Source organism: Erythrobacter sp. HA7-11, from assembly GCF_055693605.1.
This window is the reverse complement of record NZ_JBVFUF010000002.1, coordinates 2,065,865-2,076,997: the sequence shown is the minus strand read 5'-3', so window position 1 is coordinate 2,076,997 and position 11,133 is coordinate 2,065,865. Positions and strand designations below refer to the sequence as shown.

General features: G+C 57.4%; 9 protein-coding genes and 1 pseudogene. 2 read left to right on the top strand and 8 right to left on the bottom strand.

Features of this window, described 5'->3' with window-relative positions; translation table 11 throughout:
* Positions 1-31 precede the first annotated feature (31 nt).
* Entirely contained in the window at positions 32-799 is a 768-nt protein-coding gene (gene lptB, locus ACZ1GU_RS10645) for an LPS export ABC transporter ATP-binding protein (RefSeq protein WP_472647967.1), read from the top strand.
* Between the two features lie 34 nt (positions 800-833).
* Here the strand turns inward: lptB and ACZ1GU_RS10640 are convergent, their stop codons facing one another.
* From ACZ1GU_RS10640 to ACZ1GU_RS10615, 6 genes and pseudogenes are all read right to left on the bottom strand, one after another.
* Positions 834-1,151, bottom strand: a complete 318-nt coding sequence (locus ACZ1GU_RS10640; RefSeq protein WP_472647966.1) for a TraR/DksA family transcriptional regulator — start codon at positions 1,149-1,151, stop codon at positions 834-836.
* A 126-nt stretch (positions 1,152-1,277) separates the two neighbouring features.
* A pseudogene (locus ACZ1GU_RS10635) lies at positions 1,278-1,989 on the bottom strand (endonuclease/exonuclease/phosphatase family protein).
* Positions 1,989-2,660: a phospholipase D-like domain-containing protein gene (locus ACZ1GU_RS10630; protein ID WP_472647965.1), complete on the bottom strand. Its 672-nt coding sequence runs from the start codon at positions 2,658-2,660 to the stop codon at positions 1,989-1,991. The pseudogene ACZ1GU_RS10635 and the gene ACZ1GU_RS10630 overlap by 1 nt, the downstream one beginning before the upstream one ends.
* Complete coding sequence (locus tag ACZ1GU_RS10625) at positions 2,633-3,439, bottom strand: phospholipase D-like domain-containing protein (RefSeq protein WP_472647964.1); 807 nt, start codon at positions 3,437-3,439, stop codon at positions 2,633-2,635. Before ACZ1GU_RS10625 ends, ACZ1GU_RS10630 begins: the two co-directional genes overlap by 28 nt.
* Positions 3,440-4,302: 863 nt before the next feature.
* The gene (locus tag ACZ1GU_RS10620; RefSeq protein ID WP_472647963.1) at positions 4,303-6,216 is read right to left on the bottom strand and encodes a hypothetical protein; all 1,914 of its coding nucleotides are present in this window, start codon (positions 6,214-6,216) and stop codon (positions 4,303-4,305) included.
* A 146-nt stretch (positions 6,217-6,362) separates the two neighbouring features.
* Positions 6,363-8,213, bottom strand: a complete 1,851-nt coding sequence (locus tag ACZ1GU_RS10615; protein ID WP_472647962.1) for a sensor histidine kinase — start codon at positions 8,211-8,213, stop codon at positions 6,363-6,365.
* Positions 8,214-8,434: 221 nt separating this feature from the next.
* Between ACZ1GU_RS10615 and ACZ1GU_RS10610 the strand changes: the two genes are divergently transcribed.
* Positions 8,435-9,088 (top strand): LuxR C-terminal-related transcriptional regulator, encoded by a 654-nt coding sequence (locus ACZ1GU_RS10610; RefSeq protein WP_472647961.1) that lies wholly within the window; start codon positions 8,435-8,437, stop codon positions 9,086-9,088.
* Between the two features lie 46 nt (positions 9,089-9,134).
* Here ACZ1GU_RS10610 and ACZ1GU_RS10605 read toward each other — a convergent pair whose 3' ends face one another.
* Complete coding sequence (locus tag ACZ1GU_RS10605) at positions 9,135-10,136, bottom strand: hypothetical protein (RefSeq protein ID WP_472647960.1); 1,002 nt, start codon at positions 10,134-10,136, stop codon at positions 9,135-9,137.
* On the bottom strand, positions 10,133-11,092 hold the full coding sequence (locus ACZ1GU_RS10600) for an RICIN domain-containing protein (RefSeq protein ID WP_472647959.1): 960 nt from the start codon (positions 11,090-11,092) through the stop codon (positions 10,133-10,135). Before ACZ1GU_RS10600 ends, ACZ1GU_RS10605 begins: the two co-directional genes overlap by 4 nt.
* Between the last annotated feature and the right edge of the window lie 41 nt (positions 11,093-11,133).

The following is an 11,133-nucleotide window of genomic DNA, read 5'->3' as shown; positions in this document are numbered from 1 at the left end:
AAGCAATGACCGCGAGCGAAAATCGATGGATATGGCAATTCAAGACCAAGCGGCTGTGTCGGGACACAATTCTGGCTCAGCACCCGAGTACTTAGAGGTGGTCGAAATCCACAAGGCTTTTGGCGCACGTGAGGTCCTGAGAGGCGTCTCGCTAAAGGTCCAAAAGGGACAGGTGGTCGGCCTGTTTGGCCGTGACGGGGCAGGCAAAACAGTCACCTTTTATTGTATTTTGGGTCTCACAAAGTTTGACGCCGGACGGATCATGCTCGGGGAGCGTGATATCTCCCAAATCCCTTTTTATCGTCGCGCACTATTGGGATTGGGCTATTTGCCGGAACAGCCATCTATTTTCCGCGGATTGACCGTCGCGGGCAACATCAGAGCGATGCTCGAAATCGTTGAGCCGGATAAGTCGGTGCAGGATCGGCGTTTGGAAGAGTTACTTGCTGACCTCAGGATTGAGCATTTGCGTGATGCAACCGCAACGTCGCTATCAGGCGGCGAGCGGCGGCGCTGCGAAGTGGCACGAGCGTTGGCTCTCAATCCTGCCTTTATCCTGCTCGATGAACCGTTTGCGGGCATCGACCCATTGACCATCGCGAGTATCAAGGAAATGATCCTCGATTTCAAAAGGCGCGGAATTGGCGTTCTGATCACGGATCAGAACGTGCCTGAAATGCTCGCGGTGATTGATAACGCTTATCTGATCGATGAAGGCGTAACTGTTTTTTCCGGATCACCAGACCAATTGCTTCACGACGAAAACGTCATTTCGCGTTATCTTGGCCGACACGATTAACCGCGTAGACTGGGCCATACCTGTTGCCGAAAAATCAGGTTGCGCACTCAATGCACCGTGTTGCAATCGGGCGCGCTTTAAGTCGCTCTGCACTAATATCTTTGCCGCATTTGGCGCAGCTTCCGTATGTGCCATTTTCGATCCGGGCCATGGCAAAGCGGACCTGCTGGATTTCGGCCCGCAATGCATCGTCAACGCCTTCCAAGGCCTCATCGTCAGCCAGATCGATCGCTTGCTCGCTCCAGTCGGCATCCAGCGCGTGACGAAGGTCATCTTCGATCACTCCAGTGCGTTCAAGCAAGTTGTCCAAGCGCGCGCGTAGCTGCTGCGCCATTTCATTGTGGTCGATCATTCGAAACTCCCTTTCTGGTTTCGTGTGCCGTGAACCACAATAGCGACGTTGCTGACACTACGGCAATTTCCTTAGTAGCGGACCACCTTGCACTGGTCGTCAAAACCCCTGACGACGAAAGCGAGCCTATTGCTGGAAACGCAGCTTGGCCCAGACCGGTAAATGATCCGACGCCTGCGACGCGAGCGAGCTATGATGCACACCGCATTGGACCGCTTCCAACCGATCACAGTGCATGATCCGGTCGAGCCTGGCCACCGGGCGCTGGCTGTGAAAGCTGCGCCCGCAGTCAAGCACCGAGAAGTGATTACCAAAGGCTTTGAAGCATCCGGCATTGCGCCGCCACTCGTTCAGGTCGCCAGCGAGTACGGTGGGATGCTGCTGTTGTTGTTTGCGCGCAAGTTCGGCGATCACATGGGCTTGACGCGTGCGCCACAGACCCGAGAGGTCAAGATGCATCCCAAACACGCACAGGCTTCTGTTTCCGCATTTTAGCGTCGACATGATCACGCCGCGAGGCTCAAGATATGGGATGTGGATTATGTCGTGATGCTGGACTTCGATATTGCTTCGAACCAGGATCGCATTGCCGTGCCAGCCCATGGAATCGCGTTGCACATCAAGTGGAACGGGCCGGTAGTCGCTATGGTTTTCAATCAGGAATTCTGGAATGGCCGCGTTTCTTTTGCCAAAGCGCCGATCAGCCTCTTGGAGAACGACGATATCTGCATCGATCTCTTCGAGCACATTAAGAATGCGCAGCGAGCCGGCGCGTGCGGTCGGTGCCGATCGCCTTGCGAATATTGTAGCTCGCAATCTTGATGTCGGTCTCTCCCATCAGATCAGATCACTCATCATCCGCGCGGAGTTTTCGAGGACTTTCGAAAGCAAAGAGCGCTTTGTCCATTTATCGGGATGAAGGCGCTCACAGCTGACCAAGTGCCTAGCTTCCAACAGCCGGATTTCTTCTGCAAAATCTGAGTCATAGGAAATGAAATCAATTTCCGCATTCAGCTCGAATGACCGCACGTCCAGATTGCTGGTTCCCAGAATCGACACTTCATGATCGACGCGGAAGTGCTTTGCATGAAGGAATTCTGGTTCAAAAAGATAGATTTCAACCCCGGCGGCCAGCAATTCCGAATAATAGCTTTGCTGGGCAAGGCCCACGATCCGGTGATCGCTTCGCTTTGGCGTAATGAGCCGCACGCGAACGCCGCCCAGGACAGCTGCCTGGATCGCAGAGACCAGCGCGTCGTTTGGAATGAAATAGGGGGTCGCGAAGACGATCTCTTCGGCTGCGTTGTAGATCGCCTGAGCAAAGATAAGGTCGACGCCTATTTCCGGTTTCTCAGGGCCGGTCGGGATCAGCTGGCCCGGACGGCCATTGATCGTGGTAGGGGGAGGGAAGTACTCGAGCGAAACTAGCTCCTCGAGTGTCTCGAGATACCAGTCCGCCGAAAAGACTGACTGGAGCTGCGCTACAATCGGCCCGGCAATGCGCAGCATCGCATCACAATTGGCACGGTACCGGAGCGCTCTGCGGGGTCCCAGATGTTCTGCGAACCAGTGTAGCCTATCGTGCCATCGATCACTGCAATCTTTCGGTGGTTCCTGAGGTCAAGGCGTGAGCTGTTTAGTCGGCGGCGGAAAGGCAGAATTTCGTGCGCTTCCGCTCCGCAGCGTTTTAGACGCCGCTTGATGGAGTGGATCGAGCGGTAGGAGCCGAGCGCGTCGATAAGGACACGGCAATCGACACCGCGACTGCTCGCACGCTCGATCGCCGCCATTACGCGATCGCCGATCCGGTCATTGGCAAATATGTAGAATTCGAGATGCACGTGATGCGCCGCGTGATCGATATCCGCGATAAGCGTGTCGTACACGGCCTCGTAATCATCTAGCAGTTCTACCTGGTTGCCGGTGGTGGCGGGAAAGCCGCCGATTCCTTCGGCTAGTCGCGCAACGGCGCGGTTGTCAGATGGGAGGTCCGGCTCGCGGTAATATTCACCGGTCAGCGCATTTATATCGTCGGCAAGTCGAGGAAGTTCGGCGATCCTCTTCAACCTTCGGCTGGCGAAATAAGGGCGCCCGATCAACCAATAGGCAAAAACTGCGATCCATGGCAGAGCGAAGAATACAAGCAGCCAATTGCGGGCCTCGGCCGGTGGACGACGAAACGGCACTAGCACGAATGCGATGATCGCAATGCTCCAGCCGAGCAGCGAAAAGGCGTTGGCCCACACCCACGTACTGACCTCGCCGATCAGTTGAAATAGTTCACCCATAGCAGAGGCTGAATGCATCGGGTCTTGTCGTGCTAGATTGCGCCGCCAGAATTTCTGCCTCCTCTTCTAACTGAATGCACGAAGGTAGCTGGCTAGTCTGCCCGCGCAAGAGGCCAAGAACACTGCACTTGCTCCAGGCCACTAGCATCATGGCAAAACTGATCTTCACTCTTGAAATACACAGCCTTCAGCGATCCCTATGATTGCGTCGGCTCGGCGCGCGGACCTAATTATCGCGCAGAGGTGAGAGTAGAGAGCGCTAAGGCAAACGAAGACGAGTTCGCGTTAGACTGACAGCACCGCCACACACCTCCAGCACTAGTCTCTGGCTCTAGGGCCGCTTGCAAATCGCTGAGAACAGGCGATTACTCAGGCTGTATTTGTAACTTAGGAATCCTTTTCACGGTCTCTCGAGCGTTTTTTGGGGCGTTTCTCGCGGTACGTCTCTGCGGGTACGAACATCGGTTTGGTTTGCCTGTTTAGCAAGGAAAGAACCGGGAAATTTGCAAATTGAGCTTCACAACAGGCCATTTTTTGTCGAACTTGGCTCGCTCCGACCGCATAATCCATCGACTTTTTAGTGGCTTAGGCGGTACGAAACAGAGGTTTCCCTGTTTTTCGACGGAACAGGGAGTTTAGTCACCCAAAGTAGGGAGCGTTTGCTCCGCCAAATCCCAGAACTTTGCGCTGCTTGAACTAGGCCAGAGGAATATCCATTTTCTTGAGCGCTTCGAGGTTGAGATGAAGCGGCTGGCGCCTGTCGAGAATGGCGCGCTCGATGTCGGGTGCGAGTAAGGCAACGAGCAAGACGCGGCGGTCGTAGCTGGAAAAAGGCTCTCCATACATCTCACAAAGTGGCCAAGCTACTTCTTACACTTCTTATCCTTGTCCTTCTTGCGGAAGACATTGCCCACATTGCACATCACATTGCCGGTCACTTTCTTGGCATTCTCGGTGTGGTGCTTCGCGCGATCAGCGGCGACTGAGGCCACAGCCGCGACAGGCTTGTCGCTCTTGGCCGCGTCGGCATAACGGTTCGTGGTCTCCCGAACACTGCGTATGTTCGCTCCAGTTGCCTGGCTGACGGCTGCGCGATTTTGGGCACCTGCCGCGCGGAACTGTTCGGTCGCGTAGTTGGTAGCGGCCTTGGCGTTGCCGAGATGGTGTTCAGCGCGGCTCTTGGCGACTTCGCCAATTGCCTTGAGCTTCTGATCGCTCTGCAGCGCTTCGCCATAGCGCATTGCTACTTCCCCGCGGCGCTCCAGTTTGACGCCTGTTTCACCCTCAATGGCGTTGCGGGCATTGCGATCAAACGCGTCGACCTTTTCGCCAAATTCGCGGGTGTTCTCTACTCCTCTGGCGAAGCTTTCGCGTTTTTCCGCGCCGTAGTCGCTCAAGTTTTGCTGAAGGCGACCCTTCTCAGTGAGAGTGGCTTTCAAACTGCCAAAGTTCTTCTTGTGATGCTCCCAGCGCTGTTTCGCGACATCTGCAACTGAGACGTCTTTGTCGATAATCGCCGAACCATAAAGAAAGGCCTTGCTGATTGGATCTGTCAGTTCGACTCCGGTCAGCGCCTTTGTGCCTTCCACCGCGCCGGCCTCAGCGGCTACAACCAGCAGTCCTACACCTGATCCGGCAACAACTGCGCGCGCACCCTTACCTGCTTTGGCTGCGGTCGCGCCGGTTTTCGCGATTTTCGCCATCTTCGCAGCCTTGACAGCGCTGGCACCAGTTCGGGTCGCTTTGGCTGCTTGGGCGCCAGTTTTGGCCGCCCTCAAGCCTCCCGCTCCGCGTGCTGCCTGAGCCGACCGGCCAGCCTTGTTCAATTTGCTGATATCACCGCCCTTGTCGGCAACGCCGCGCACCAATTGCGCTTCGTTGATGGGGGCTGCCTTACGTACGGCCTGCGCCGCGTCACCTTTGGCGAGCAAGTTCGGCACATCTGCACCCTTACCAATCAGCTTGCGACCAAGAGCTTGTTCGCCGCGAACGGCTTGGCCGCCGGCTTTGAGCGCTTCGCGAGAGCTGCGCGCCTTGTTCCCGCGCGCCACCAGATCATCAAGCTGAGAGCCTTTGCCGATGGCCGCGCGATTGCCAGCTGGCGTATTGAGCTTGCGGATATTGCGTGGGCCTTCCGCAGTATCGCGAGCCCGCAAAACGTCAGCTGCGGTTCTACTAGTGGGTGCCCGGCGAGCGTTCTGTGCGGCTTCCCCCTTTTCAATAACCCTGCCAAGGTCAGAATTGGCGATATTGGCAGGACGCGCATTTGCCGATCGGCCTGTGGCCGCCGGTTTCTTGCGAGCGTTTTGCGCTGCGTCGCCGCGGCGCTCCATATCGGCCAGTTCGTCCGCACTGCCAGCAATTCGGTTTGCCCGGCCGGCTTTCGCGGCTTCACCGCGCGCCTGCAAGTCGCGCAGGCTTGTCGGCCGTGTTGAGGTCGCTGTTTGGCGCAGATTCTGGCCCGCAACATTGGTCGACGTTGGCAGCTGACGAACCTGAGGTGCTGGCCCGCCCTTGCGCTGCGCTTCGCCAATTGTCTTGGCGATGTTGGCAATACTCTTGCTGGGGCTGATGATCTCTTTGCCAGCGACGCCAATTGCGCCTGCAACGATCAGAGTCTTCTCCTCATCCGACAATTCGCCGTCGAACGCGACGTCTGAGCCAGGACCGGATTGCTCGTCCGTGGCGCCAGCATCCTGAGCCATCACCGGCGTTGCCGCCATGGCAATCGCCAAGGCCGAAACGCTCAATCCCTTTGTGATCTTTGAAAACCGCATTTTCTCACTCCCCAAATCTTTCCAATCACCCGGCCCACCGGGTTTGTCTGGATCCTGTTTAGGGAAAGGTCTGGCTGTCTAGAATGAGGTGAACACCCCAATTGTTTTACAGCCTCTAAATTGCCGCACGACGCGTATCGCGGGTGCTATCTTGCTGGGGGCAGTTTGATCTGAGCAACAGTCCCCTCGCCCGGCTGAGAGGTTAGCCTGAAGGCAAAGCCATGACGCTGCGCCAGATCGTGAACAATCGCGAGGCCCAGGCCGTCACCGCTCGAGTCTTCATCCTTGCCCCCGCGCTGCTGAGCCTTGCTAAGAGCCTGCTGGTCCATACCCTTGCCATCATCACGCACTTCAATGAGCCAAGTGTCTTCATGTCGGATGCTAACCCGCACTTCACTGGGGCTGGCATGGCGCAGCGCATTGGCGACCAGATTGCTGACGGACCGGATCAGAGCCAAAGCTGGGACCGATGTTTCGCACGGCTCAGTCAGAATTCTTAGCTCAACGCCAAGGCTGGCGGCCTCCTGAGCAAACATGTCCTCGACCGTCTGAACAATCAGTTCCAACGAATAAGCCTCTTTGTCTGCGTTGAACAAAGCTTGATCTGCCCCCTCCTGATCGCTGTACTCGCGCGTTAGCTCCTCCAGATAGTCCACCGCTTCGCTCAGGCGCTCTTGCAGCACAGGAGACAAATTGTCCGCCTCTGCACGGATGGAGGCCCTGAGCCCTACCAAGGGTTGGCGAATGTCGTGGCTGGCCGAGGCGAGTTGCTGCTTGCGCCGAGCAGCCGTTTCGCGCGCCCGCGAGTATTCCCGTTCGGTCTCCAGCAGTCGACGGCTTGTTTGTGCGTTCGCCTCCAGCGCTGAAATTCTCTCCAGTCTCAAGCGGTCACGCTCTTCCAAACTTCGGCGAATGTCGACGACGACGAACACCAAGAGCGTGCCAGCGACAACCAAACGTACCATATCGCGAATGAAGCCGACCGAGAGCTCTGGAATGACCGTGCCGACGATATCCGGCTCAACAGCGATCAACACCACCGGACAAAGTCCAATAATGCCAACCACGATTTGCCGCAGCCGCTTGGCCATCTCCAACCGAAATACGATCACAGCCACCAGCGCCAATAGAAGGCTGTAATACAGCATTAGAAGGTAGGCGTCGTATTTTTGGTAGAAAAGCCCAGCCACAAGCGAGAGCGGCAGGAACCAGATGGCCAGGCGCACCGCAGGATTGGCAAAGCGATCAAGATGTCCTCTGAAAGCGAACAGCACGATGTAGAGATTGCTCAAGGAGACAATCGCAATGCAGGCCCGCCAAGCCGCGCGGGCGGTTTCAAAATCGGGGCTTAAGGTCGTCACGAACAGCGAGACATCCGCTTGGATAGCAGCAAGCATCAGGCCGATGCCGAGCAACGCCGTGATCTTTCGATTCGCCAAAACGCCCAGCACAACCAGACAAACCCCGACCCCGACGAACGACAGGAATACGATTGCCTTGAGCATCGTGCCGATGATCTGATTGCGGCCCAACTCTCCCTCGCGAAACAGGCCAATCGAAGGACGGTCGACCAGCGCCAGATTGACCAGCACTGTCGCCTTTTCGCCGGGGTCAAGCATGAAACTGGAGGAGTGCAAATAGGTGAGCTTACGCGCTAACAGCTCCGCACTATCGGTGGCTTCACCGCCGAGAATTTGATTCGGTGCGGCATCGCCTCGCACCAAATAAACATCGGGTCTGACATAGAACACGCCGCCTAGGCCAACACTGCGGCGGATGCTCGTTTCATTGTCCGCCGCCGCCTCAATCGGCAGTGCAATCCACAGCCGGCGTTCGTCCCGAATTTCGGACCGCGTTGATTGGTATTCACGCGAAAAACTGCCGCTTCTAAATTGAGCCAAGGCTTGCTGGCTGGTGAGCTCTTCGCCCTCCCGCGTGACAAAATACCAGGCACTGCCCTCGACCTGCTCGGCAGGTTCTCCCCGCTTCAGCAGCACTGAATTTCCGTCACTGGCTAAGGCTTTTTGTCCAGTTGCAACGGAAACCGCTGCTGGTGCTGCTATCGCGGCGGAACCCAAAATCGCGCAAATGATCGCGGCGAGCAGCCAAAATGCCCATGCGCGCCCAAGCCTAAGATTTGCCCCTTCACCCATCTCTTGTGCTATACACATTTTGCTGGTGGGCAGCAGGGGGAGATCGTGACGGCGCGGGGGGCTCCATGACATTTGGCCGAGAATTCAAAGCTGTGATCGCGGACGACCACAGCATCATTCGCGGCGCCTTGGCGCACTTGCTGAGCAATGCCGACGCGCTGGAAGGCTATAACTTTACCGTTTCCGATGAAGTTTGCGACGGCATTCGTGCGATTGGCGCGATCCGAAAGCACCAACCCGATCTGCTGTTGCTGGACGTCACCATGCCGCATGCTGGCGGCACCGAGGTGCTGATCGAAGCCCGGCGGTGGTTGCCGGATTGCAAGGTGGTTGTCTTCACCGGTGTCGAGGCAAGTGGAAAGATCGCTGAACTTGTAGAGGTCGGCGCGGACGGGCTCTTTTGCAAAAGCGATGATCTTGACGAGCTCGCCGCCGCGATCCCGCGCATTATGGAAGGCGACCGGATTATCTGCCGGCGCTTTACCGAGGTGCTCGAAAGCGCAGCGGACATTGAACCGCTGACCAGCCGGGAACGGCAGATTTTGAACCTCGTCGTTAGCGGGCAAACCAATCGAGAAATCGGTGAGACTTTGGGTATCAGCATCAAGACAGTTGATCGGCACCGGACCAGCGTGATGCGCAAGGCCGGGGCGCGCTCTGCCGCCGAACTGATCGCCTATGCCTTGCGCGAAGGCTTGGTTGAGGCGAGCTCCACTTGAAGCAGCACATCGGAGTTCACACTGCTCTCCAGCGTGTACGGCATTGTTAGCGCAGGTCTTCGACACTGACCCAGCCCAACACGCCATAGGCATCGCTGACAGGTAGAAAGATGCCCTGCAAATCACCGATCGGCGTGAGCTCCATGCCCGGACGGATGCTGCGCACTGGCTCAGCTTCCCGGGTCGGCTCTAGATAAAGGAATGATGCCGCGGCAACAACCACGGGCGGCGGCCCGGCAGGTTCAACTGGCTCGAGCTCTGCGACCTCCTGAACCTCGGACAGCTCAGTATCGCCAGCCTTCTGCCCAACGCCCAAGGCTTGCGCCTGGGCAACCATGTTGTTGTAGGCGATGACGAAGCCCTTTATCATCTCGCGCCCGTCTTCTTTCTTGGTGTAGCGGTCGCTCTTCACCGCTTCTTCGACCGCCGGCATCCAAAACCCTTCTGGTGACCGGGCCATGGCATCTTTATCGTCGTCATGGAATTTGAGCTTGGTTTTCTGAACCAGCCCGGTGCCCGAAGCGATTGCGGCGTTCTGTGCCGTATCGACCAGCGTGAGGCCGGTAATCACCGTTTTCTTCTTGCCGATACCCACCATGCCAGCCAGCCCATTGACCACTGCTCCGGCCAGCGGGACCATACCAGCGATATCGCCAGCTGTGCCAATGCCGCTGCGATAACCGCTGTTCTGCGCTAGCGCGGCGGCATTCGCGACGCCCGCATTGTTGAGATTGGTGGCTGTCGCGACCTCAACCTTGTCACCGGCCACGACGTTCAGCATGAACTGCGCAGGTTCCCCGCTGCTTGGATCGTAAATCGTGAAGCAACCCGACTGCTCCACCAGAGCCTCGATCATGGCCTTGGGACTGCCTAGGTTCTTGTCGACCCAACTTCGAGCCTCGCCCTCGATCACAGCAGCCGAACCAAGCGGCGTGTGACAACGCACCAGCTCAATCGGGCGATGTTTCGGTCCAGCAAGCGCAGGGCTGGAAGTCAGGCCGCCAAGCGCGAGTCCCAATGCTATGAATACCCCAAGGCCGCGCATCATTGGCTCCAGCTTTGGTTGTTACCGGCAAAGCAATCCCAAAGCTGAATTCTGCCGCCATTGGTCTTCGACTCCGGCCCATGCGCATCAAGACAGCGCCCGGTGTTCTCATTCACAAAGCTCACCGCGCCTTGCGCTTCTGCGCTCCTTGCCGACCAGATTTGCGACGGGTTCCCATCGCAGCCAAACGCGCGCACGGGTGCGCCGTTGTCTGGTCCAACTGCCTCCAGGCACATGCCGCTGGCCGTCACGATCAAGCCGTCGTCTTCGAGATAGATGAAGTTCTGATTGGCGCCGCCAAGGCATTCCCAAACCTGCATTCTGCCGCCCTGCTTGCCTTCATCGGGTCCATGTAGATCAAGGCACATGCCATCGCCGCTCCGGATCGGGCTGGTCATCTCAGGGGGCAGCTCCATCGGATCCGGTCGGCTGCGCCCAGCAAAGCCATCTTCGGTGAGCACAATCTCCTCGCCGATCCGCATCGCTTCAAATGCGCTGGGATAGGAAAGCTCAACCGGGGCAAGCGAGAATTTCGGATCGAGCAGTCCCTCGCCTCCTGAGGCGAACAAAGTGCCATCTTCGCGGAGTGTCCACTCCATCTCTCGCTGGAGCAATTCATCATAAGCGACCAGTTTTTGGCGGTCGGTCTGGCGCAAGCGAGACGAAGTGACCATGCCGGCCTCTACCACCCAGATAAACAGGTGGGTCCATTCCTCCATTGCGATGACAACGCCGTTTTCAATGATCACCTGTTTGCCAAGCTCGCGCAGGCGCCAGACACCGTCAATCGGCAGCGGATCACCCGGGGTAACTTGGGTGTAATCACTCAGCGCAGCGCGCGGTCGGTTGTCCTGCGCCTGCGCAGCGGGAGCCGCGACTCCCATGCCAATTGCCGCCAAGATCACCCACAGCCAATGGCGCCTATGGTCCTGATTGTTCTGATCGATAGTCTTAAGCACTGCCGCTGCCTCCCCACTATGACAGCCCTTATGCAGCGCAT

Coding starts and splice junctions, on each gene's coding strand:
- lptB (WP_472647967.1), top strand. CDS start 32: ATGGCAATTCAAGACCAAGCGGCTGTGTCGGGACACAATTCTGGCTCA.
- ACZ1GU_RS10640 (WP_472647966.1), bottom strand. CDS start 1,151: ATGATCGACCACAATGAAATGGCGCAGCAGCTACGCGCGCGCTTGGAC.
- ACZ1GU_RS10630 (WP_472647965.1), bottom strand. CDS start 2,660: ATGCTGCGCATTGCCGGGCCGATTGTAGCGCAGCTCCAGTCAGTCTTT.
- ACZ1GU_RS10625 (WP_472647964.1), bottom strand. CDS start 3,439: ATGGGTGAACTATTTCAACTGATCGGCGAGGTCAGTACGTGGGTGTGG.
- ACZ1GU_RS10620 (WP_472647963.1), bottom strand. CDS start 6,216: ATGCGGTTTTCAAAGATCACAAAGGGATTGAGCGTTTCGGCCTTGGCG.
- ACZ1GU_RS10610 (WP_472647961.1), top strand. CDS start 8,435: ATGACATTTGGCCGAGAATTCAAAGCTGTGATCGCGGACGACCACAGC.
- ACZ1GU_RS10605 (WP_472647960.1), bottom strand. CDS start 10,136: ATGATGCGCGGCCTTGGGGTATTCATAGCATTGGGACTCGCGCTTGGC.